Below are 20,425 nucleotides of genomic sequence, written 5' to 3'. Positions count from 1 at the left end.
AGGGCGAAAGGGACCATGGCCGTGAAACGGCCCCGCCCGCGACGACAGACGAAAGGAAACCGCGCCATGAAGGATTTCGCCGTCGGGGACCACGTGCGATGGAACTCCGAAGCCGGTCACGTCGAAGGCGTCATCACCGGGAAACACACCAGCGACGTCGAATTCAAGGGCCGCACCCGGCGCTGCAGCAAGGAGGAACCGCAGTACGAGATCAAGAGCGACAAGACCGGCCACCTCGCCATGCACAAGGGCAGCGCGCTGAAGAAGGCCTGACGGGCGGCACGGTGAACAGGATCTGCACGGTCGGCCACTCGACCAGGGAGTTCGGCGAACTGGTGGAGCTGCTGCGCCGGAACGACGTCACCCTGCTGGCCGACGTGCGCTCGTACCCGTCGTCCCGGAAACTCCCGCAGTGGAACCAGCGGAACATCATCGACTCCCTGCCGTCCGGCATCGGATACCGGTGGCTCCCCAAGCTGGGCGGCCGCCGCCACACCCCGAAGGGAGTCCCGACCGAGAACGGCGCCTGGCGGGTCAAGGCGTTCCGCGACTACGCCGACTACATGGCGACGGACGCCTTCCGGGAAGGGCTCGACGAACTGCTGGAGCTCGCCGAGGACACCCATCCCGCGATCATGTGCAGCGAGGCCGTGCCGTGGCGCTGCCACCGCAGACTCATCACCGACGCGCTGATCGTCGCGGGCGCCGAGGTCGTGGACATCCTGTCGCCCACCTCGACGCGGCCCGCGGTCCTGAACAAGGACGCGCGGGTCCGCGACGGCCGGCTGACCTACCCGCCCCACGACTGAGACGCCGCCCCGGACCCACCGTGCCCGGGCCACGGCCGCAGCTTCTCCGGGTTGCGCACCGCCCAGATGCGGTGCACCCGGTCCCCGGCGAGACCGAACGCGGCCACCGTCACGGTGACCCCGGCGTGCTGGGCGACCAGGCCGGGCCGCCCGTTCACCGTGCGCTCCAGCAGCAGGAGCCCGGGCACCCTGTCCGCGAAGTGGGCCAGGTACTGGGCGACCCGCTCGGCGCCCTCGACCGGGCGCAGGGCCGCCCCGGCCAGACCGCCCCCGTCGGTGATCATCGCGGCCTCCGGGTCGAGGAGACCGATGAGCGCCCCGATGTCCTTGGCCTCCCAGGCGTCCTTGAACTCCCGCACCAGGACCGCCTGCCCGGCCGCGGGGCCCGCCTCGGCGCGGGCGTCCCGGAGGCGCCGGCGGGCCGAGGCGGCGAGCTGCCGGCACGCCGGGGCGCTGCGGCCGACGATCTTTGCGACCTCCGCGAAGGGGTACCGGAACACGTCGTGCAGGATGAACGCCACCCGCTCGGCCGGGGTCATGGACTCCAGCACCACCAGGAAGGCCATGTTCACGGACTCGTCCAGGGTGACCCGGTCCGCCGGGTCCGCCGGCTCGCCGCCGCCGTCGGCGCGCCCGCCGACCCACTCGGAACGGTCCGGCAACGGCTCCGGTATCCACTCGCCGACGTAACGCTCCCGCCTGACCCGCGCCGAGCCCAGCACGTCGAGGCAGACCCGGCTGGCCACCGTCGTCAGCCACGCCCCCGGCGACGCGATGGCGTCCCGCTGCTCCGGCGACATGGCGTACCAGCGGGCATACGTCTCCTGTACGGCGTCCTCCGCCTCGGCGACCGAACCGAGCATCCGGTAGGCGAGGTTCGTCAACTGGCGGCGCTCACCGATGACGGCGTCGAGGTCGGGCTCGGAAGATGTGCTCATGTACGTGACCGCCCCTGGTTGTCATGTCCGTTCCGAACAGCGCGCCCGGATGTGAGGGGAGAGCGGTCTCACATTCCGTGGCTCCACGTCGTCGGACCGTTGAGACAGTACCGGTCCACTGCCGCGAGGCGGAGGAGAGGACCGTGTCAGGGCCGCCCCGAGCGGGACCACGCCCGTACAGGCGGCGGCCTCGGGCCGGTCCCAGCGCGGCGGCCCGGCGGCCAGGGACCGCCGCCGCCCTTGATCCCGCCGATGCCGGGTACGCGCCGGGGACCCCACGAAAGGACGACGCGTGTCCCTGCCGCGCAAGAACATCTTCGTACTCGGTCTGGACGAGGCGAACCTGCCGTCCCTGAACGCCGTGCCCGACGCCGGCACCTACCGGTTCCACCCCCTGCTGACCATCGAGGAGCTGCAGGGGGGTGAGGTGTCGGTCGCCGCCCTGATGGACCGGGCCCGCGCGGTGCTCGACGCCCACGACGGCTCCGTCGACGCCATCGTCGGCTACTGGGACTTCCCCGTCAGCACGCTCGTGCCGATGCTCGGCCGCGAGTACGGCACCCGCACCACCAGCCTCGAATCCGTCGTCAAGTGCGAGCACAAGTACTGGAGCCGACTGGAACAGGAGAAGGCCACCGACGCCCTGCCCGCCTTCGGGCGGGTCGACCTCGACAGCGACGACCCGCAGCCGCCCGAAGGCGTCGGATTCCCCATGTGGCTCAAGCCCGCCCTCGCCTACTCCTCGGAACTCGCCTACGGCGTCCAGGACATGGCCGAGTTCCGGGCCGCCGTGGAGACCATACGCAAGGGCATCGGCCGGGTCGGCAAACCCTTCGACGAGGTGCTGGCACTCGTCGACCTGCCGCCGGAGATGGAGGGGATCGGCGGACAGGTCTGCCTCGCCGAGGAAGCCATGACCGGCATCCAGGTCGCCGTCGAGGGTTACGCGAACGACGGCGAGGTCACCGTCTACGGGGTGCTCGACTCCATCAACTACCCCGACTCCCCGTGCTTCCTGCGCCACCAGTACCCGAGCACCCTGCCCCCGGACGTCGTCCACCAGCTCCACGAGGTCAGCGAGCGGACCATCCGCCGGATCGGCATGGACGCGGCGACGTTCAGCATCGAGTACTTCTACGATCCGAAGACCGGCCGGGTCCGTCTGCTGGAGATCAACCCGCGCCACTCCCAGTCCCACGCGGAGCTGTTCCAGTACGTCGACGGGGTACCCAACCACCACCGGATGATCCGCCTCGCCCTCGGCGAGGACCCCGTGGTGCGCGGCGGCGACGGCCCGTACCGGATGGCCGCCAAGTGGTACTACCGCTGGTTCGGCGAGGGAACGGTCCACGAGGTCCCCACCCCGGAACGGATCGCGGCCATCGAGCGCGAGATACCGGGCGTACGCATCGACATGGTGCCGTCCGAGGGCCAGAAGCTCTCCACCGTCCCCCAGCAGGACAGCTACAGCTACGAGATCGCCCACATCTTCACCGGAGCGGACGACGAGGAGGGCCTGCGGCGCAAGTTCGACCAGTGCGTCGCCGCGCTCGGCCTCACCTTCGAGGACACCGCACCGGGCGGCCGTGACGTCAAGGCGTCGTGATCCGGGCCGCGAAGAGGAAGGAGCAGAACACAGGTATGCGACACGTCGACCGACTGCCGTACGAGGTCAGCCAGGAGGACCACGTCACCATCGCCATGTCGGACGGAGTCCGGCTGTCGGCGAGGATCTGGCGCCCCACCACCTCCGACCGCCAACCGGTTCCGGCGATCCTGGAGGCCGTCCCCTACCGCAAGAACGACCTGACCTCCACCCGCGACGCGATCCACCACCCCTACATCGCGGGCCACGGCTACGCCTGCGTACGCGTCGACCTGCGGGGCACCGGCGAGTCCGAGGGCGTCCTCCTGGACGAATACCTGGAACGCGAACAGCGCGACGCCGAGGAGGTCCTCGCCTGGCTGGCCGACCAGCCGTGGTGCGACGGGAAGACCGGCATGATGGGCATCTCCTGGGGCGGGTTCGCCGCGCTCCAGGTCGCCGCCCGCCGTCCGCCGAGCCTCGGCGCCATCGTCATCGCGTCCTTCACGGACGACCGGTACGCGGACGACATGCACTACGTCGGCGGCGCGATGCTCTCCGACAACCTGGCCGAGGCGGGCACCATGTTCGCCTACTCCACCTGCCCGCCCGACCCCGCCGCCGTCGGCGACCGGTGGCGGGACATGTGGCACGAACGGCTGGACGCCGCACGCCCCTGGGTCCTCGAATGGCTGCGCCACCAGGAACGCGACGACTACTGGCGGCACGCCTCGCTCAGCGAGGACTACCAGGCGCTGCGATGCCCCGTACTCGCGTCCAGCGGCTGGGCCGACGGCTACTCCAACGCCGTCACCCGGCTCCTGAGCCGCGTCGACGTCCCGCGCAAGGGCCTCATCGGGCCCTGGTCGCACAAGCTGCCCCACCTCGGGGAGCCCGGACCGGCCATCGGCTACCTCCAGGAGGTCGTGCGGTGGTGGGACCACTGGCTCAAGGGCGTCGAGAACGGCGTCATGGACGGGCCCATGATCAGCGCCTGGATGCAGGAGAGCGTGCCCCCCTCCACCTCCTACCAGGAGCGCCCCGGCCGCTGGGTGGGGGAGCCGAGCTGGCCGTCCCCCCACATCGAGGAGGTGCCCCACCCCCTCCGGGACCACCGCATCGTCCGCGGCGACGAGGAAACCGCGACCGGGGCGGAGGAGCGCGTCCACACCGTGCAGTCACCGCTGTCCGTGGGCCAGTTCGCCGGCAAGTGGGCCTCGTACAACGCCCCGCCGGACCTGCCCTACGACCAGCGCGAGGAGGACGGCGGCTCACTGGTCTTCGAGACCGCGCCGCTGTCCGAACGCGTCGAGATCCTGGGCGCGCCCTCGGTGGACCTGCTCGTCTCCTCGTCCCGGGAGACCGGGCAGGTGGCGGTGCGGCTCTCCGACGTGGCCCCCGACGGACGGGCGACCCGGGTCACCTACGGCGTGCTCAACCTCGCCCACCGCTCCGGCGCGGACCGGCCCGAACCGCTGGAGCCCGGCGAGGCATACCCCGTACGGGTGCCGCTCAACGGGGTCGCCCAGGTCTTCCCGGCGGGCCACCGCATCCGCCTCTCGCTCTCCACCTCGTACTGGCCGCTGGTCTGGCCGGCCGCCGCTCCCGCCCGCCTGAGCGTGTACGAGAGCGGCAGCCGCCTCACCCTGCCGGTCCGCCCGGCCGGGGAACCGGACGGGATGCCCGAGGTGCCCTTCGGCGAGCCGGAGGGGTGCGCGCCGCCCGAGGTCACCCAGCTCACCGAACCCGAGCAGGCGTGGACGGTGTCCAGGAACCTGGTCGACTACCACTCCACGCTGGACATCGTGAAGGACCGGGGGCTCCAGCGGTTCGAGGAGAACGGCATCGAGGTGGGGCTGCGGGCCCGCGAGAGGTACACCTCCGTCGCGGACGACTTCGGCTCGGTGGGCGGCGAGTCCGCCTGGACCATGCGGTTCCGGCGTACCGGCTGGGACGTTCGTGTGGAGACCCGCACCATGCTGACCTCGGACGACACCGCGTTCCACGTGGACGCCACGCTCGACGGCTACGAGGACGGCCGACGGGTCTTCTCGCGCACCTGGAACGAGAGCGTGCCGAGGTCGGGCCTCTGAGCCCGTGACGCCCTAGCTTTTCCGGGAGCTCGGACGCCACTCCAGCATCATGATCGTGGCGTCGTCGCTCAGCCGGTCGTGCTGGTACTCGCGGATGGAGTGGATGAGCTGCCGCAGGGCCTCCGACGCGGGCTCCCCGGCGGCCGTGGCGCGGATGATCGAGGCCGTGAAGCGGTTCAGGCCGAACTGGGTGCCGTCCGCCATGCGGGCCTCGGTCACCCCGTCCGTGTACAGCAGGACCCGGTCACCGGGGAGCAGGGGCACCTCGTGGACCACCCGTTCCGCCGCGGAGAGCACGCCCGGGGTGCCCAGGGGCGGTTCGCTGGGGCGGTCGAGGGCGTTGTCCAGGACGCGGTGCTCGCGGATCAGCAGCGGCGGCGGGTGGCCGCAGTTGATCCAGCTCATGATGCCGCTGGACATGTCCAGTTGCAGGGCGATGCCGGTGCTGAACTGGTCGGGGAGCCATTCGGCCAGCACGTCGTCCACCGTCCTGACGAGCTCCCGGAGCCCCGACCCCTTGCGCCGGGCGCTGCGGCAGCCGGCCATCGCGATCGCACTGGTCATCCCGGACGCCAGATTGTGGCCCATCGCGTCGAGGATGACCGCGTGCAGCGTCGACTCCGTCAGCGAGTGGTCGAAGGCGTCGCCGCCCAGTTCGTACGCCGGTTCCAGCACCGCCGTGGACAGCGCCCGGTCCTCGCCGACCGCGCGCGGGGGCAGCAGGTTCCGCACCATCTCGGCGGGCAGTGTCATCGTCTCCGTACGGGCCCGCTGCACGAACCGGTCGCTGAACGCGCGTTTCGACGTGATCGCCATGGCCAGGACGGACGCCAGACTCGCGCAGCGTTCCAGCAGTGTCCTGTCCAGCGAGTCCGCCTCGACGCCGATCACCCCCAGCCGCTCCACTCCGTCCACCAGCGGCAGCCAGGCGATCAGCGTCTCGGTGTCCGTCGTCTCGACGCGCAGCGCCAGCGAGCGGAAGGCCGAACCGGCGAGGGAAGCGTCCACGTGGAGCCGCGGTTCGCTCGAGAGCGGGGAGAGACACTGCTGCTGGAGGTCGACGATGTAGATCTCCACCCGGCGCAGTCCCAGCAGCCCGGCGTACCGGTTGAGGAGAGCCGGCAGATCGGTCGGCGCGGTGGCGTGCACTTCCGCCAGAAGCCCGTGCAGCAGACGCTCGCCGTCACTGGTGGGGGAGTGTGTCATGGGGGTATCACCCGTCCGGCAGATGTGCGCGCACCGAAGAAATGCCATACGAAAAAGTGAGGGCCGGCCGGGAAAATCCCGGCCGACCCTCACTTTATGTGCCGCTGCGACGTATCGCCCGGTCAGATCTACCAGCGATACCAGCGGCCCCGCTTTCCACCGCCGCCTGCCGGGCGGACGACGAACCCGAGCAGCCACACCACGAGTACGGCGATGGCTATCCACCACAGGGCCTTCAGGGCGAAACCCGCCCCGAAGAGAATGAGTGCAAGCAGAAGAACCAGAATCACGGGAACCATGGGTATCAACCTCCGAAGCATCAGATGCCCCGGCCTTCCCCCGGTATTCCTGAAGAAGTTCCAGACTTTCCCGGGGAAGAACGGGAAAGAGATTCCTGACCCGGTGGTGCCGGGCGCACTCCGTGCGGACCTCCCATAGTGGGAAGGGCGCCGGAACACCCGGGCCGCGCGACCCACACCGTGAGGAGCCTTCCGATGACCCGAGCACTCGCGCTCGTCTGCACCCTCTCCCCGTCGCCCAAGCCGTCCAGCAGCCAGCTGCTGGCCGACCAGATCATGGCCGAACTCGCCGGTCTGGGTGTGAAGGGGGAGACGGTGCGGATCGCCGACCACGACGTACGGCCCGGGATCGCCCAGGACATGGGCGACGGGGACGAGTGGCCCCGGCTGCGCGAGAAGGTGATGGCGGCGGACATCCTGCTGCTGGCCACGCCGATCTGGCTCGGGCACCCGGCGAGTCTCTGCCAGCGCGTACTGGAACGGCTGAACGCCGACATCTCCGAGACCGATGAAGAGGGCAGGCAGTTGCCGTACGGCAAGGTGGGCATGGTGGCCGTCGTCGGCAACGAGGACGGCGCCCACAAGGTGAGCGCCGACCTCTTCCAGGGACTCAACGACCTGGGCTTCACCCTCGCCCCCGGTGCGGTGAGCTACTGGGTCGGCGAGGCCATGCACGGCACCGACTACCGGGACCTGGAGGAGACACCCGAAGTCGTCAGGTCCACCACCCACCAGATGGCCCTCAACGCCGCGCACCTCGCCCGGGTCCTCGCCGACTCGCCCTACCCCCCGCGCTGACACCTTCCTGCAAGGGCCGCGCCTCCGCCGACACACCGGACGACGAAACCGCCACGAATTTTGTCGCACGCGTGTGTGGAACGCATGGCTCCGGGTAGTCGCTGCTTCGCGTATGCGTAAGCAGCCGCTGTCCGACGGAAGGGAATGATCGCCATGTCGACATCCGTATCTGCGCAGGTGCCGGGGACCACGACAGGTGCGCCGGCCGAACTCCCGGAGATCGCCGACCCGCTGAAGGTCGCGCCCAAGGACGCCCGGGCGCTCAGCAAACTGTTCTTCGACCGGTTGCAGACCCTCGAAGAGGGCACGCCGGAGTACCAGTACGCCCGCAACACCCTCATCGAGATGAACCTCACCCTGGTGCACTTCGCCGCGGCCCGGTACCGCAATCGCGGCAACGGCCAGATGGAGGACATCATCCAGGTGGGGACGATCGGCCTGATCAAGGCGATCGACCGCTTCGAACTCAGCAGGGAAGTCGAATTCACCTCGTTCGCCATTCCCTACATCGTCGGTGAGATCAAGCGCTTCTTCCGGGACACCACCTGGTCCGTCCACGTGCCCCGGCGGCTCCAGGAACTCCGGGTCACCCTCGCCAAGGCGAAGGAGGAACTGGCCACCTCGCTCGGCCGGGAGGCCACCGTCGCCGAACTCGCCGAACGCCTCGGCATCAGCGAGGAGGACGTCATCGAGGGCCTGGTCGCCTCGAACGGCTACACCGCGCACTCGCTGGACGTCCCCCTCGACGGAGCGGAGTCCGACAGCCCGAGCGGGGTGAGCCGCACCCACGCCGACATCACCGGCGAGTGCGACCCGGGGATCGAGCTGGTCGAGAACCTGCACGCCCTCGCGCCCCTGCTGGAGACGCTGGACGAGCGAGAACGCGCCATCGTCGAGATGCGCTTCGGCCAGGAGATGACGCAGTCCCAGATAGGTGAACGCCTCGGTCTCTCCCAGATGCACGTCTCACGGCTGATCGCCCGCATTCTGCGCAGGCTTCGCGAAGGCATCCTGACCGAGGACTGAGCCCTTCACGGGACAGCCGCGGCCCGCTTCACCGGACGCGCGAGGCGGACGTCCCGTCCTCGTCCTCGTCGTCGTCCGCACCCGGCACATGGACGTCGGTGACGTTGATGTTGATCTCGACCACCTCGAGACCGGTCATCGTCTCGACGGCGTCCGTGACATCGGTACGGAGGCTGCGCGCGGTGTCCAGGATGGGGGCGCCGTACTCCACGACGATGTCCACGTCGATGGCGGTCTGCTTCTCGCCGACCTCCACCTTGACGCCCCGCCCCGGGTCACTGGAGCGGGAGACCTTGTCCTTGACGGCTCCGAGCGCGCGGGAAGGGCCCTTGCCGACGGAATACACCCCGTCGGTCTCCCGGACCGCGATACCGGCGATGGCCGAGACCACGTTGTCCGCGATGGTCGTCGTCCCTCGCGCGCCGCCCGCCGCGCCGCCTTCCAGCCTGGTGCCGCCGACGCTTTCGTTGGTCGCCATGAGTTCCTCACACGGAATGAGCTGGGGTGGGATGAGGGGCTGCCCGGCGGAAGCCGTTCCGCCCCTCATCCCACTCTCCTCCGGCTTCCGCGCCCCCGCCATTCGGGTGATCACGGCGCCCGGGGAGACCCCCTGCCGGCTCAGTCGCGCGGCAGCAGCGTACCCAGCGGCCCGAGGTCGAGATTCAGATCCTCGGGTCGCACCTCGTGCTGCTCGCACAACTCCGTCATCCGCTGCTCCAGGAGCATCAGCGTGGTGCCGATCTCCTCGGTCTGCTCCTCGGTGAGGTCACCCTCGTCGATCCTCCGGATCGCCTGGCGCTCCATCAGCTGGCGCAGGAGCTCCACCACGGTGAGCACCAGGGTGACGAGATCCTGGCCCACCTTGCCGGAGTCCAGATCGACCCGCGCGTCCGTCACAGCGGCCCCCCGTCCGCCCAGGGCGCCGGCACCCGCTCGCTGACCGACGACAGCAGCGCGTGCAGCGACAGGCGGACGAGAGGCACATCGGCGATCGCGATGACCAGGTCCCCGCTGATGACCACCCCGGTCGCCAGCACCCGGTCGAGCAGATCGACCAGGGGAACCCCGATCGGTCCGCTCAGCGGCTCCGGTTCGTCCCACGGCACGATGGCGCGCTCCACGGCTACACCTCACCCACGAAGGAGTACGGGACCCAGGGCCCCGACAGTTCGACGTGCGCCCCGGTCCGCTCGCGGAGGCTCCGCGCCAGCCGCGCCAGCTCCGCCGCCCGGTCCTCGGCCACCAGATACGTCGCGTTGAGTACCTGGGTGCGCCGCTCGTCCGGCACCCGGGGGCCGTGGAAGGGCAGCCTGCGCGAGGCGGTGGCCAGGCCGCTCACGTCCGCGTCCACCACCTCGGCGATCCGCAGCCCGTCCGTCCGGTGCCGTTCGCGCCGGTCCCGCAGGGTCCGCTTCCGGTCCAGATACGCCCGGCCGGCCCCGGACGCGGGTCGCTGCGGGGCGGCCTCGGCGGACTCCCGGGGCGGTGCGTCGGCCACGTACACCTTGACGCCCCACTCGGAGTGGTGCGCCGTACGCTCCAGCGCGGCGTGGAAGCGCCGCGCCTCCTTGTCCAGCGCGGCCCGGGCCCGCTCCTCGTCGTGGTAGAGGGTGGCCAGCGGCAGGGGCACCGTCGGGTGCCGGGCGGCCATCGCGCACACGACCTCGTGGTGAGCCCGTGCGTACCGTTCGAGTTCGGGTTCGTCGGCGAGCCGGGCCTGCCACGCCTCGTCGGTGAAGTCCGCCGCCCGCACGGTCTGCACGACCGCGGTGAGCGCCGGGCCCAGCGGCAGGGCGCGCAGGGGGCTTTCGCGGGTGACGCCCGCCGGACCGGTGGGGTCCGGCTGCTCCTCGGTGCGGCACACCGCGTAGACGTAGACGGCGCGGGCATCCGCGGACGCGCGGGTGTCCTCGGTCATGGGCAGGGGTCTCCTCGGCTCAGTTTCTCGGCTGTGACGACCGCGTGGGCTCGGACGCCTGTGACTCAAGGGCGTCGAGGCGGGCCCGCAGCTCCCGGTTCTCGTCCTGCAGCGCGTTGCGCGCCGCGTGCGAACTGAGCGCGGGATCGGTCTCCCACCAGTCGATCCCGGCCTTCTTCGCCGTGTCGACGGAGGCGACGAACAGGCGGAGCCGGATGGTGAGCAGCTCGATGTCCAGCAGATCGATCTTGATGTCGCCTGCGATGACGATGCCCTTGTCCAGGACGCGTTCGAGGATGTCGGCGAGGTTGGTCGTGTGCGGACCCGCGGGCGCGTAGCCGGCGTCCTGCCGGAAGTCGAGATCAGTCACGACGCGACCTCCGGGCTCGCCGCCTGCTCGGGGCGGGCTCCTCGTCCTCCTCGTCGTCCTCTTCCTCTTCCTCTTCTTCCTCTTCTTCCTCCGGTTCCTCTTCCGGTTCCTCGTCGTCCTCCCACTCGTCCTCGTCGTCCTCGTCCTCCCCGTCCTCCTGGGCCTCCCCCTCCTCGTCGTCCTCGTCCTCCCCGTCGTCCTCGCCTTCGGCGTCGTAGTCCTCGTCCTCCGGCTGCTCCTCGTCGCCCTCGGACTCCTCCTCCTCGGCCACCGCGTCCTCGTGGGAGACGACGACCTCGCCGTCGCGGATCTCTCCGCGCCAGCCGTCGGGCTCCTCGTCGGTGAGGGTGACGTAGCGCTGGAAGTGCTTGAAGTCCAGGCGGATGCGGCGCCCTTGGGCCCGCCAGAGGTTGCCCGTCTTCTCGAAGAACCCGGACGGGTAGTACTCGACCACCAGCACGATGCGGGTCAGGTTCGGCGTCAGCTCATGGAAGCTGACGGCGCCGCGCGTCGTGCCCTTGGAGCCCTCCGAGGTCCAGACGATGCGTTCGTCGGGGACCTGTTCCTGAACGGTCGCCTTGAAGCTGCGCGAGGACGGGCCGATCTTGACCTTCCAGTCGCTCGTGGCCTCGTCCTCCGTCGAGACGTCCTGGACGCCCTTCGCGAAGCTGCTGAACTTGTCGTACTGGGTCCAGTAGTCGTACGCCGTACGCAGCGGCACGCCGACATCGAGGACTTCCACGATGTTCATCGACTTGCCGCCACCGCTCGACTTGCTCTTCCCCTTGCCGCCGCCGAACGCCTCCTTGGCCTTCTCCGTGACGTTGTCCTTCACGCCCTTTGCCTTCTCCGAGACGAACGACTTCAGCGGCGATTCGCCCTGGAGGACCCGGGAGGCCACGGCGGGCAGGGAGCCGCCGTCCTCCGCGGAATCGGTGAGCTGCTGCGCGACATCCGTCAGCTTGCCGCTCGCCTTGCCCGCGAGATCCTCCATCTTCGCGCTGACGAAGCCCGACAGCTCCTCACGGAGCCGGTCGAGACCCGATTCCCGCGCCCCGGACTCGTCCTGTTCTGTGCTGGCCATGGCTCACTACCTCCGACGGTCGCTGCGCTTGGAAGCGGTCCGCTTGGACGCCGACTTGGACGGCGATGTCTTCTTCGCTGCGGACTTCTTCGCCGGGGCGGTCTTCTTGGCCGCGGCCTTCTTCGCAGGCGCCGACTTCTTCGGCGCCGCCTTCTTGGCCCGGGCCGCCTTCTTCGCGGGTGCCGCCTTCTTCGCCGCGGGCTTCTTGTCCGCGCTCTTCTTCGCCGCGGTCTTCTTGGCGGGCGCCGCCTTCTTGGCCGGGGCGGGCTTCTTCGCGGCCTGCTTCTTGGCGGCCTGCTTCTTCGCCGGGGCCCTCTTGGCGGCTGCCTTCTTGGAAGGCGCCTTCTTCGGTGACGCCTTCTTCGCGGGGGGCTCGGGGGCTTCGTCGTTCTCCTCGTCCTCCTCGTCCTCCTCGTCCTCGTCTTCGTCCCCGTAGTCCTCGTCTTCGCCTTCGTCCTCGGCGTCGTCCTCGTACGGTTCCTCTTCGTCCTCCGGTTGCTCTTCCTCTTCCTCTTCGTCCTCGTACTCGTCCTCGTACGGCTCGTCGTCGTACTCGTCCTGGTCCTCGTCCTCCTCGCGCCGGCCCTCGGTGAGCCGGGCGGTGCGGTCGCCGATCGCGTCGGCAAGCGAGGACATGCCGCGGTTCGCCGCCGCCGTCACGGCTTTGCGGCCCGCGTCCATGACCTCGCCCCGCAACTGTTCCTGGAGCTCCGCGACCTGGGGGACGCCGCCGAGGCGGCGCACGCCCTCGGCGGCGAGCTGGCGGGGTTCGAGCCCGAACCTCCGGCCCGCCAGGTAGGTCGCGACGGTCAGGGCCATCCGGCCCTTCCTGGTCCGGCCCAGCACGTAGCCGCCGACCACCGCGGCTGCGAGCGCTACCTTGGCTTCGTCATCCATGAGCACGTCACCTTCGATCGTTTGGCACTCGGTCCGCCCGAACGGCGTGCAGCCGGTCGAGCAGCCGCTCCTCTTCCCGTTCGAATTCCTCGATCGTGATGTCTCCGGCCTCCAACTCCTGGTTGAGTAAAGCCAGTTGTGTGCGGAGTACGCGTGGGTCGCGCAGCTCCCGCTCGGCGGCGTCGTTCAGCTTCTCCGCCACCCACACCACCCCCCGCACGGGCGCGACGGGCAGCGTCAGCAGACCGGTGATGAGGCCCATCTCAGCCACCGCCCGCGGGGACCGGCCGGGCCTCGGCGGAGACGAAGCTGTAACAGGGCAGCGGCCCGGCGAGGCGGAGCTGCACATGACCGCGGTTGTCGCCCGCGAACCGGCGCGCATCCGCCAGGAACGCGTCACTGGCCTCGCGCTCCACCAGGAACGACACATTGAGCGCGCACCCCTGGACCTCCGGACCGGACGCCACCGCCCGGGCCCTCGGCGTCAGCTCCCGCAGCACCCGCCGCCCCGCGTCGGCGGCCCGCCGCGCGAGGGAGGCGGCCACCGCCTCGCCCAGCCGCAGACTCGCCTCATAGCCCGGACGCCGGCGCGCGGCCTCCCGCAGCTTGCGTACGGTGCCGTCCTCGGCGACCACGTCGGCGAGCGCGTCCTCGGCCGCCAGCGCCTTCACGTTGATCTCGTGGCATCCGACGAGCCGCTCCAGGGCCGCAACATGGCCGTCCTCACCGGCGGTCAACTGCCGCTCGACGGTGGCCTGGTCGGGAGCCACCATGCCGAACCGCATGGGCAGCACGGGCCCCTCGTCCATCAAGCGCAGCAGCAGGTCCTGATGGGCGAGCAGATCGCGGCGGCGCGCCCGGAGGTCCGGGGGAGCGTCGCTGACGACGGCGGCGAGCCGGCCCTGCCGGACGGTCCGCAGACGGGCGGGCGGACCGCCCACACCGCCCTGCCCGTCCGGGAGGGTGATCCCAGCCCGGGTGATGGCGTACACGTACACACCGTCGGCCGTCACCGCTCACGCCTCCGCTCGGCGGCGCCGGCTCTCGCTGCCGCGCGCCGGGGCGCGCCGCTTCTTCGGCCGCTCCTCCGGCTCCTCGTCGTCGTCCCCGCCGACCGCCTTGCGCACGGTGTCGCCCACCGACTCGGCGGCCCTGCGCACCTTCCGCTTGCCGATCGACTTGACGGCACCGCCGCCGATCAGCTCCGGAACCGTGGTGCTGCCGGAGTCCCGTTCGAGGTCCAGCCGGTTGCACGCCTCGGCGAACCGCAGATACGTGTCCACGCTCGCGACGACGATGCGCGCGTCTATCTTCAGGATCTCGATGCCGACCAGGGAGACCCTGATGAAGACATCGATCACCATGCCCCGGTCGAGGATCAGCTCCAGGACGTCGTACAGGGTGCCGGCGCGCGGCGGGCAGGCGACGACTTCGTCCGAGTAGGTGGTCGCGGTCATGAAAAGTCCTTCCGGCAGGGGAGTGGACGCCGCTCATTCGTCGGCGGCGCCCCGGCGGTACCGGCGGACCCTGCGGTACTCCAGGAGCTCGCCGGACCGGTCGAGCTGCACCTCGTAGGAGGCGAGGAGGCTCGTGGTGTCCGGAATCCGGGGCACTTCGAGAACGTCCACGACGACGCACCAGCCGTCGTCGGTGCGCCGGACGGCGGACACGCCCTCCGCGTGGTGGTCGATGAGGCCTTCCAGACTCTGGATGGCAGCACGGGCCGCGTGCTCGGGGCCCCGTGCGGACGGGGCACGCCGCTTGGTCGCCGTTTTCGTGGTTCCCGCCTGGGAGCGCCGCTGATCTGCCATGGGACCCAGTCTGCTCACTCCCGCCGCCCCCGCATCTTGGGCGAGCGCATCGGGGTGCGCGCCCCGCGGTGGTGCCACGCGCAAGGTGTAGACACTGTCTACGCAGGCCTGGTAGACAGTGTCTATGAATCAAGGACACCCAGCCCACTCCTTGCGCGAACGCCTGATCGACGCAGGTGTCGACCTCGTCATGACGGAAGGATCCGCGTCGCTCGGCCTGCGTGAGATCGCCCGCCGCGCCGGGGTCTCCCACGGCGCCCCGCGCCGCTACTTCCCCACCCACCACGCCCTGCTCTCCGCCATCGCCCGGCGCGGCTTCACCGACCTCGCCGCCCGGTTCGCGGCGGCGGCCGAAGACGCCGGGACACCGCGTGACCAGCTACGGAGCCTCGCCGACGCGTTCCTGGACTACGCGGCGGAGTACGGCGGGATGTTCGAGCTGATGTTCCGCCACGACCTGCTCGACAGCGAGGCCCATGCGAGTGACGCGGACGTGCCCGGCCCGCGTCTGCGCGAGTCGACCCTGCCGCTGTTCGCGCGGCTCGTCGAGCTCGTCGCCCAGGACCGCGCCCACCGGACGAAGCACGGCACCGGACCCTCGTACGACTCCGCCCCGCCGCCGGCCCTGACCGCGGCCGCCCTCTGGACCAACCTGCACGGCATCGCCGTGCTCCGGGCGAATGGCAGCCTCCAACTGGCCTTTCCCGGCGCGGCCGAGGGACCGGACCAGCTCGTCGCGGCGGCGCTCGACGCCCACCTCGGCCGGGCGGACGCGTGACCCTCACCGCCCCACGGCCCCGCGCCGCGCTCCTCGCTTCGGTGGCGGGCGCGATGATCGTCGCCCTGGACGGCACCGTGCTGCTCGTCGCCCAGCCGGACCTGCGCGGCGACCTCGGGGCGACCGTCGCCGAGGTGCAGTGGACGAGCACCGCCTACCTCCTCGCGGTCGCCGCCCTCCTGGTGATCGCCGGACGGCTCGGGGACCGGTACGGACACCGGCGGCTGCTGTGCGTCGGGGTGCTCGGCTTCGGCGCCGCGTCGGCCGGCATCGCGCTCGCCCAGGGCATCGGACTCGTGATCGCCCTGCGCGCCGTGCAGGGGGTGTTCGGCGCGCTCCTGCAACCGGCGACGCTCGCCCTGCTCAGGCTCGTCCAGCCCGCCGACCGCCTCGGCCGGGCCGTCGCCGCCCGCACCAGCGCGATCGGAGTCGCCGCGGCAGCCGGTCCGGTGCTCGGCGGAGCCCTCGTCACGCACTGGGGCTGGCGCGCCGTCTTCCTGATCAACATCCCGGCCGCCCTGGTCATCGCCGCGCTCACCCTCACCGTGCGGACCCCCGAAGTGCCGCGCGCCGCGCACCGGCGGTTCGACCTCGCCGCCGGCGCCCTGCTCGCCGCCGCGCTCGCCGCCCTCGTCCACACCCTGGCCGGCATCCCCGACGAGGGATGGACCGGCACCCGGACGGGGCTCGGCCTGCTGCTGAGCCTGCTCCTCGGGGCGGCGCTCATCGCGTACGAACGCCGCAGCGCCCAGCCGGTCGTGCCCCCGGCGGTGACGCGCTCGGTGCCCGTGACGGCCTCGATGGCGCTGCTCCTCACCACCTCCGGCGGCCTGTTCGGCGCGCTGTTCGTCGTCACGTTCCACCTCCAGCAGGGGCTCGGCCTCGATCCCCTCACCACCGGGCTGCGCTGCCTGCCGCTGACCCTGCTCATGATCGCCGGAGCGCCCGCGGCCTCGGCCGCGCTCGGCCGCCTCGGGCCGCGCCGCACCGCGACCACCGGTCAGCTGTGCGTCGTCCTGGCGGTGCTGGGCCTTTCCCGCCCGGGGCCCGCGTGGCAGACCGGTCTCGTCCTCGCGGTGCTGGGCGCGGGCTTCACCGCCGTCATGGTCACTGCCACCGGGACCGTCGTCGGGGACGCGCCGCCCGGGTACGCCGGGGTGGTCGGCGGCCTCAAGCAGACCGCCATGAACGTGGGCCCCGCCCTCGGGATCGCCGTGGCCGCCGGACTGATGCCGCTCACCCCGTCGGCCGTCACCGCCCCCGCCCACCCGGCCCTTCCGGCAACGGACCTCGCCCTGGCCCATGCGCTGCCCGCGGTGGCGGCGCTCGCCGCGCTGGGCCTGGTCCCGGCGTCGTTGCTGCCCCGGCGGTGAGCCCTCGCTCGAACGCCCGCTCGCGTCGTGGGCCGAGGCGACCGCCAGTAGGCTGCCGAAGGATCACGACCCGTGGGCGAGGAGCAGACCGATGAACCTCCGACTGAGGACGATCAGCCGGGACGAGCACCTGGCGTACGTGGACAGTCTGCCGTCCGCGAGCCACCTGCAGGTGCCGTCCTGGGGCGACGTGAAGCCCGACTGGCGGGCCGAGAGCCTCGGCTGGACCGACGGCTCCGGCCGGATCACCGGCACCGCCCTGGTCCTGTACCGGCCGCTGCCGAAGATCAAGCGCCACTTCGCCTACCTCCCCGAGGGCCCCGTCATCGACTGGTACGACGACGACCTCGGCCGGTGGCTCGACCCGCTCCTGGACCACCTCAAGGGGCAGGGCGCGTTCACCGTGAGGATGGGCCCGCCCGTCGTCGCCCGCCGCTGGGACGCGGCCACCGTGAAGGAGGCCATCGCCGACCCGTCGGCCCACCGCCTCGGCGAGGTCGCACCCACCGCACAGGACCCGCGCGCCTTCGCGCTGACGGACCGTCTGCGGGACATGGGCTGGCAGCGGTCCGGCGGCGACAGCGCGGACGGATTCGCCGCCGGCCAGCCGCGTTACGTCTTCCAGCTCCCGCTCGCCGGCCGCTCGCCCGACGACATCCTGGCCGGGTTCAACCAACTGTGGCGCCGCAACATCAAGAAGGCGGACAAGGCCGGTGTCAAAGTCGTCCAGGGCGACTACGCCGATCTGGACACCTTCTACACGCTCTACACCGAGACCGCCGAGCGCGACCGGTTCATCCCCCGCCCCCTGGCGTACTTCCAGCGCATGTGGAAGGCGCTCACCGCCGAGCACCCCGACCGGATGAGGCTGTACCTCGCCGCGCACGACGGCGAGGTACTGGCCGCCGCCACCATGCTCACCGTCGGCGGTCACGTCTGGTACTCGTACGGGGCGTCCACCAGCCGCAGGCGCGAGGTCCAGCCCAACAACGCCATCCAGTGGCAGATGATCCGCGACGCCCACGCCATGGGCGCCCACGTCTACGACTTCCGGGGCACCACCGACACCCTGGACGAGGGCAACCACCTGCTCGGCCTGCTCCGCTTCAAGGCCGGCACCGGGGGCCGGGCCGCCGAGTACGTCGGCGAGTGGGACTACCCGCTCAACAAGGTCCTGCACAAGGCGTTCAGCCTCTACATGGCGCGGCGGTAGCTCACGTCCCGTCGCCGGGGTCAAGCACCTCCAGCGGCCGTACCGCCGGGCCCTGGAGCACCGCGCCGTCGACGCCGAAGCGCGAACCGTGGCACGGGCACTCCCACGCCGTCTCCGCCTCGTTGAACGCGACCAGGCACCCCAGATGCGTGCACCGCGCGGAGACCGCCCGTACCGTGCCGTCCGGCTCCCGGTACACGGCGCAGCGACGCCCCTCCACCCGGACCACCGCCCCCGTGCCCGGAACCACCTGGCTCACCGAGTCCAGGTGGCTGACGCGCAGCCGGTCGCCGACGAAGTGCTTCGCCACCTCCGTTTGCGCCCCGAGCAGCGACCCGGCCTCGCGCACCGCGCTCCCCAGCCGCCGGGGGTCGTACAGCTCCGCCCACGGCAGTGGCGGCACGCCGTCCGCGATGAGCGAGGTCAGCAGCCGGCCGGCGAGCACCCCGCCGGTCATCCCCCAGCCGCCGAACCCGGTCGCCACATACGTGTGCCGGGCCCCGATGTGGAACGGCCCGATCAACGGGACCGTATCGCTGGGGTCGTTGTCCTGCGCCGCCCACCGGTACGCGGTCGGACCGGCCGCCGGGAACCGCTCGTGCATCCAGGCGTCCAGCCGCCGGAACCGCTCGGAGGGGTCACCGGTGCCCGGAGTGAAGCTCTCCCCGGTCACGATCAGCAGGCGGCGGCCGTCGTCGAACGGGGTGGAGCGCACCGAGCGCTTCCCCTCGTCCTCGGTGATGTACATGCCCTTCGGCGCCAGGTCCGCGGGGATGGGGGCGGCGACCACCAGTTCCCGCCGGGGCGAGAGCCGGGCGAACAGCATCGCGCGGTCGAAGACCGGGTAGTGCGTCGCGACGACCACGTCACGGGCCGTCACGCTCCGCCCCGACTCGGTGGTCACCCGGCACGGAGTCCCCTCGGACAGCCCGGTCACCCGGCTGCGCTCGAAGACGCGGCCGCCCCGTGCGACCAGATCCCGGGCCAGCGCCAGCAGGTACTTGCGCGGGTGGAACTGGGCCTGGCCGTCCGCACGGACCGCCCCGCCGATCGCGAACGGCAGTTCCGTATCGGAGACGTACGCGACATCGAGCCCCGCGTCGGCGGCGGCGCGCGCCTCCGCCTCGACCAGGTGCCGGGACTCCGCACCGGCCGCGTAGCTGTACGCGCTCACCCGCTCCAGGTCGCACGCGATATCCAGCTCCTCCACGATCCCGGCCACCCGGTCCACCGCGTCCAACTGCGAGGCCGCGAACAGCCGGGTGGCGTCCGCGCCCCGGGTCCGCCGCAACCGGTCGTACACCAGCGACTGGAGGGCGGAGACCTTGGCCGTCGTGTAGCCGGTCACCCCGGCGGCGATGCGGTCCGCCTCCAGGACCACGACGTTCCGGCCGGCCCGGCTGAGCTCCCACGCCGTGCTCAGGCCCGCGATGCCGCCGCCGATCACGACGACGTCCGCATCGGTGTCCGACGCCAGGGGCGGGTGCTCGGGTGCGTCGGTGCTGTCCATCCAGAAGGATTCGTCCAGCCCCGGAAGAGGGCGGGGGTGGTTCATCGTCTGCTCTCCCAATCGTTCGAGGCCGGGGTGTCCGCCGGTCATGACGCACACCACGGCCGGAAGGTGCTCTGCGTCATACGGGGGCCGGGGAAGGGCGCAGTACGCTGCACGGCGATCCAGCACCCGAGGGGACGCCCCGATGCCCGCAGACCTTGCCCCGCTCATCGCCGCCACCACCCGGTGGCTGACGCGCGCGTTCCCGGCCGGCGGGGGCCCGCTCACCGGTGCGCTGGCCGAGGCCCAGGCCCGCCAGGCCGTCACGGTCGCCACCTGGCTCCGTTACCCGACCGATCTGGACGCCGCGCTCGTGGTCCTGACCGGCCCCGGCGGATCCGCCCGCCTGGACGAGGTCACCGGCGGCCACGGACGGCCGGCGGCCGGCCCCGCGGACTCGGCCTGGCGCACCTGGGTGGACGAGGTGGTCGCCAGCTGGGCCGCCCATCTGCTCACCGCGCCGGAAGCGGCGAGGGAAGCGGTGAAGGCGCTCGACGAGACGGAGCACGGGGTGACCGGACCCGCCGAGTTCCGCCGCCTGACGGAGCCCAGCGCGCACGACCTCGCCGCCACCGCACTGCTGCGCCACCCCGACCTGCTGGAGCCGATAGTCCGCCTCCACCACGCGGACCTGCTCGACCGCCTGCGCCTCGGCCCGGCCCGCGCCTGCTGAAC

Annotated in this window: 25 protein-coding genes; 10 read left to right on the top strand and 15 right to left on the bottom strand. The window is 71.4% G+C overall.

Features of this window, described 5'->3' with window-relative positions; translation table 11 throughout:
- The first annotated feature begins 66 nt into the window (after nucleotides 1-66).
- Nucleotides 67-273, top strand: coding sequence for a DUF2945 domain-containing protein (locus tag G3I41_RS35580; RefSeq protein ID WP_164404649.1), 207 nt, complete (start codon nucleotides 67-69; stop codon nucleotides 271-273).
- 11 nt (nucleotides 274-284) lie between these two features.
- The gene (locus tag G3I41_RS35575) at nucleotides 285-809 is read left to right on the top strand and encodes a DUF488 domain-containing protein (RefSeq protein WP_164404648.1); all 525 of its coding nucleotides are present in this window, start codon (nucleotides 285-287) and stop codon (nucleotides 807-809) included.
- On the opposite strand, the gene sigJ is transcribed toward G3I41_RS35575, so the two are convergent.
- Entirely contained in the window at nucleotides 791-1,747 is a 957-nt protein-coding gene (sigJ, locus tag G3I41_RS35570; protein ID WP_164404647.1) for an RNA polymerase sigma factor SigJ, read from the bottom strand. The two genes, G3I41_RS35575 and sigJ, sit on opposite strands and share 19 nt — an antisense overlap.
- Before the next feature lie 292 nt (nucleotides 1,748-2,039).
- On the opposite strand from sigJ, the gene G3I41_RS35565 reads away from it, so the two are divergent.
- Both G3I41_RS35565 and G3I41_RS35560 read left to right on the top strand, forming a co-directional pair.
- Nucleotides 2,040-3,353: an ATP-grasp domain-containing protein gene (locus G3I41_RS35565; RefSeq protein WP_164404646.1), complete on the top strand. Its 1,314-nt coding sequence runs from the start codon at nucleotides 2,040-2,042 to the stop codon at nucleotides 3,351-3,353.
- 35 nt (nucleotides 3,354-3,388) lie between these two features.
- The gene (locus tag G3I41_RS35560) at nucleotides 3,389-5,425 is read left to right on the top strand and encodes a CocE/NonD family hydrolase (RefSeq protein ID WP_164404645.1); all 2,037 of its coding nucleotides are present in this window, start codon (nucleotides 3,389-3,391) and stop codon (nucleotides 5,423-5,425) included.
- A gap of 12 nt (nucleotides 5,426-5,437) precedes the next feature.
- Here G3I41_RS35560 and G3I41_RS35555 read toward each other — a convergent pair whose 3' ends face one another.
- Both G3I41_RS35555 and G3I41_RS35550 read right to left on the bottom strand, forming a co-directional pair.
- A complete protein-coding gene (locus G3I41_RS35555; protein WP_164404644.1) occupies nucleotides 5,438-6,631 on the bottom strand; it encodes a PP2C family protein-serine/threonine phosphatase in 1,194 nt (397 codons plus the stop codon).
- 128 nt (nucleotides 6,632-6,759) lie between these two features.
- A complete protein-coding gene (locus tag G3I41_RS35550) occupies nucleotides 6,760-6,930 on the bottom strand; it encodes a hypothetical protein (RefSeq protein ID WP_026171501.1) in 171 nt (56 codons plus the stop codon).
- 195 nt (nucleotides 6,931-7,125) lie between these two features.
- Between G3I41_RS35550 and G3I41_RS35545 the strand changes: the two genes are divergently transcribed.
- Together G3I41_RS35545 and G3I41_RS35540 are read left to right on the top strand one after the other, a co-directional pair.
- Nucleotides 7,126-7,728: an NAD(P)H-dependent oxidoreductase gene (locus tag G3I41_RS35545; RefSeq protein WP_164404643.1), complete on the top strand. Its 603-nt coding sequence runs from the start codon at nucleotides 7,126-7,128 to the stop codon at nucleotides 7,726-7,728.
- 144 nt (nucleotides 7,729-7,872) lie between these two features.
- Nucleotides 7,873-8,754 carry an RNA polymerase sigma factor SigF gene (locus tag G3I41_RS35540; protein WP_164404642.1) on the top strand — a complete coding sequence of 294 codons (882 nt, stop codon included), beginning with the start codon at nucleotides 7,873-7,875 and terminating at the stop codon, nucleotides 8,752-8,754.
- A gap of 28 nt (nucleotides 8,755-8,782) precedes the next feature.
- Here G3I41_RS35540 and G3I41_RS35535 read toward each other — a convergent pair whose 3' ends face one another.
- The 11 genes from G3I41_RS35535 to G3I41_RS35485 form a co-directional block, all read right to left on the bottom strand.
- Nucleotides 8,783-9,232: an Asp23/Gls24 family envelope stress response protein gene (locus G3I41_RS35535; RefSeq protein ID WP_164404641.1), complete on the bottom strand. Its 450-nt coding sequence runs from the start codon at nucleotides 9,230-9,232 to the stop codon at nucleotides 8,783-8,785.
- Between the two features lie 140 nt (nucleotides 9,233-9,372).
- The gene (locus G3I41_RS35530) at nucleotides 9,373-9,651 is read right to left on the bottom strand and encodes a gas vesicle protein K (RefSeq protein ID WP_164404640.1); all 279 of its coding nucleotides are present in this window, start codon (nucleotides 9,649-9,651) and stop codon (nucleotides 9,373-9,375) included.
- Nucleotides 9,648-9,875: a gas vesicle protein gene (locus G3I41_RS35525; RefSeq protein WP_164404639.1), complete on the bottom strand. Its 228-nt coding sequence runs from the start codon at nucleotides 9,873-9,875 to the stop codon at nucleotides 9,648-9,650. Before G3I41_RS35525 ends, G3I41_RS35530 begins: the two co-directional genes overlap by 4 nt.
- A 2-nt stretch (nucleotides 9,876-9,877) precedes the next feature.
- Entirely contained in the window at nucleotides 9,878-10,672 is a 795-nt protein-coding gene (locus tag G3I41_RS35520; RefSeq protein ID WP_164404638.1) for a GvpL/GvpF family gas vesicle protein, read from the bottom strand.
- A gap of 19 nt (nucleotides 10,673-10,691) precedes the next feature.
- Nucleotides 10,692-11,042: a gas vesicle protein gene (locus G3I41_RS35515; protein ID WP_164404637.1), complete on the bottom strand. Its 351-nt coding sequence runs from the start codon at nucleotides 11,040-11,042 to the stop codon at nucleotides 10,692-10,694.
- Nucleotides 11,035-12,126 (bottom strand): SRPBCC family protein, encoded by a 1,092-nt coding sequence (locus G3I41_RS35510; protein ID WP_164404636.1) that lies wholly within the window; start codon nucleotides 12,124-12,126, stop codon nucleotides 11,035-11,037. The genes G3I41_RS35515 and G3I41_RS35510 overlap by 8 nt, the downstream gene beginning before the upstream one ends.
- Nucleotides 12,127-12,132: 6 nt before the next feature.
- Complete coding sequence (locus G3I41_RS35505) at nucleotides 12,133-13,023, bottom strand: histone protein (RefSeq protein WP_164404635.1); 891 nt, start codon at nucleotides 13,021-13,023, stop codon at nucleotides 12,133-12,135.
- A gap of 7 nt (nucleotides 13,024-13,030) precedes the next feature.
- Nucleotides 13,031-13,285 (bottom strand): gas vesicle protein GvpG, encoded by a 255-nt coding sequence (locus tag G3I41_RS35500; RefSeq protein ID WP_164404634.1) that lies wholly within the window; start codon nucleotides 13,283-13,285, stop codon nucleotides 13,031-13,033.
- Between the two features lies 1 nt (nucleotide 13,286).
- Entirely contained in the window at nucleotides 13,287-14,036 is a 750-nt protein-coding gene (locus G3I41_RS35495) for a GvpL/GvpF family gas vesicle protein (RefSeq protein WP_164404633.1), read from the bottom strand.
- 3 nt (nucleotides 14,037-14,039) lie between these two features.
- On the bottom strand, nucleotides 14,040-14,480 hold the full coding sequence (locus G3I41_RS35490) for a gas vesicle structural protein GvpA (protein WP_164404632.1): 441 nt from the start codon (nucleotides 14,478-14,480) through the stop codon (nucleotides 14,040-14,042).
- Nucleotides 14,481-14,513: 33 nt separating this feature from the next.
- On the bottom strand, nucleotides 14,514-14,834 hold the full coding sequence (locus G3I41_RS35485; protein ID WP_164404631.1) for a gas vesicle protein: 321 nt from the start codon (nucleotides 14,832-14,834) through the stop codon (nucleotides 14,514-14,516).
- A gap of 124 nt (nucleotides 14,835-14,958) precedes the next feature.
- Between G3I41_RS35485 and G3I41_RS35480 the strand changes: the two genes are divergently transcribed.
- The 3 genes from G3I41_RS35480 (at nucleotide 14,959) to G3I41_RS35470 (ending at nucleotide 18,198) form a co-directional block, all read left to right on the top strand.
- A complete protein-coding gene (locus G3I41_RS35480) occupies nucleotides 14,959-15,612 on the top strand; it encodes a TetR/AcrR family transcriptional regulator (protein ID WP_164404630.1) in 654 nt (217 codons plus the stop codon).
- Nucleotides 15,609-16,985: an MFS transporter gene (locus G3I41_RS35475; protein ID WP_164404629.1), complete on the top strand. Its 1,377-nt coding sequence runs from the start codon at nucleotides 15,609-15,611 to the stop codon at nucleotides 16,983-16,985. The genes G3I41_RS35480 and G3I41_RS35475 overlap by 4 nt, the downstream gene beginning before the upstream one ends.
- A 91-nt stretch (nucleotides 16,986-17,076) precedes the next feature.
- The gene (locus G3I41_RS35470; RefSeq protein WP_164404628.1) at nucleotides 17,077-18,198 is read left to right on the top strand and encodes a peptidoglycan bridge formation glycyltransferase FemA/FemB family protein; all 1,122 of its coding nucleotides are present in this window, start codon (nucleotides 17,077-17,079) and stop codon (nucleotides 18,196-18,198) included.
- Between the two features lies 1 nt (nucleotide 18,199).
- Here the strand turns inward: G3I41_RS35470 and G3I41_RS35465 are convergent, their stop codons facing one another.
- Nucleotides 18,200-19,753 (bottom strand): FAD-dependent oxidoreductase, encoded by a 1,554-nt coding sequence (locus G3I41_RS35465; protein ID WP_164404661.1) that lies wholly within the window; start codon nucleotides 19,751-19,753, stop codon nucleotides 18,200-18,202.
- 142 nt (nucleotides 19,754-19,895) lie between these two features.
- Between G3I41_RS35465 and G3I41_RS35460 the strand changes: the two genes are divergently transcribed.
- Nucleotides 19,896-20,423 (top strand): hypothetical protein, encoded by a 528-nt coding sequence (locus tag G3I41_RS35460; RefSeq protein ID WP_164404627.1) that lies wholly within the window; start codon nucleotides 19,896-19,898, stop codon nucleotides 20,421-20,423.
- Nucleotides 20,424-20,425 lie beyond the last annotated feature (2 nt).

The sequence above is a fragment of the Streptomyces sp. SID9727 genome (assembly GCF_010550605.1).
Classification (GTDB): Bacteria; Actinomycetota; Actinomycetes; order Streptomycetales; family Streptomycetaceae; genus Streptomyces.
Note: the sequence above shows the minus strand (reverse complement) of the source record. Positions and strands in the feature narration are given on the sequence as shown.

Bases quoted from the DNA above. Each gene is read 5' to 3' on its own strand.
- G3I41_RS35485 (WP_164404631.1), bottom strand. From the start codon at position 14,834: ATGGCAGATCAGCGGCGCTCCCAGGCGGGAACCACGAAAACGGCGACC.
- G3I41_RS35560 (WP_164404645.1), top strand. From the start codon at position 3,389: ATGCGACACGTCGACCGACTGCCGTACGAGGTCAGCCAGGAGGACCAC.
- G3I41_RS35555 (WP_164404644.1), bottom strand. From the start codon at position 6,631: ATGACACACTCCCCCACCAGTGACGGCGAGCGTCTGCTGCACGGGCTT.
- G3I41_RS35540 (WP_164404642.1), top strand. From the start codon at position 7,873: ATGATCGCCATGTCGACATCCGTATCTGCGCAGGTGCCGGGGACCACG.
- G3I41_RS35520 (WP_164404638.1), bottom strand. From the start codon at position 10,672: ATGACCGAGGACACCCGCGCGTCCGCGGATGCCCGCGCCGTCTACGTC.
- G3I41_RS35500 (WP_164404634.1), bottom strand. From the start codon at position 13,285: ATGGGCCTCATCACCGGTCTGCTGACGCTGCCCGTCGCGCCCGTGCGG.
- G3I41_RS35505 (WP_164404635.1), bottom strand. From the start codon at position 13,023: ATGGATGACGAAGCCAAGGTAGCGCTCGCAGCCGCGGTGGTCGGCGGC.
- G3I41_RS35545 (WP_164404643.1), top strand. From the start codon at position 7,126: ATGACCCGAGCACTCGCGCTCGTCTGCACCCTCTCCCCGTCGCCCAAG.
- G3I41_RS35535 (WP_164404641.1), bottom strand. From the start codon at position 9,232: ATGGCGACCAACGAAAGCGTCGGCGGCACCAGGCTGGAAGGCGGCGCG.
- G3I41_RS35480 (WP_164404630.1), top strand. From the start codon at position 14,959: ATGAATCAAGGACACCCAGCCCACTCCTTGCGCGAACGCCTGATCGAC.
- G3I41_RS35550 (WP_026171501.1), bottom strand. From the start codon at position 6,930: ATGGTTCCCGTGATTCTGGTTCTTCTGCTTGCACTCATTCTCTTCGGG.
- G3I41_RS35465 (WP_164404661.1), bottom strand. From the start codon at position 19,753: ATGAACCACCCCCGCCCTCTTCCGGGGCTGGACGAATCCTTCTGGATG.
- G3I41_RS35460 (WP_164404627.1), top strand. From the start codon at position 19,896: ATGCCCGCAGACCTTGCCCCGCTCATCGCCGCCACCACCCGGTGGCTG.
- sigJ (WP_164404647.1), bottom strand. From the start codon at position 1,747: ATGAGCACATCTTCCGAGCCCGACCTCGACGCCGTCATCGGTGAGCGC.
- G3I41_RS35580 (WP_164404649.1), top strand. From the start codon at position 67: ATGAAGGATTTCGCCGTCGGGGACCACGTGCGATGGAACTCCGAAGCC.
- G3I41_RS35490 (WP_164404632.1), bottom strand. From the start codon at position 14,480: ATGACCGCGACCACCTACTCGGACGAAGTCGTCGCCTGCCCGCCGCGC.
- G3I41_RS35510 (WP_164404636.1), bottom strand. From the start codon at position 12,126: ATGGCCAGCACAGAACAGGACGAGTCCGGGGCGCGGGAATCGGGTCTC.
- G3I41_RS35470 (WP_164404628.1), top strand. From the start codon at position 17,077: ATGAACCTCCGACTGAGGACGATCAGCCGGGACGAGCACCTGGCGTAC.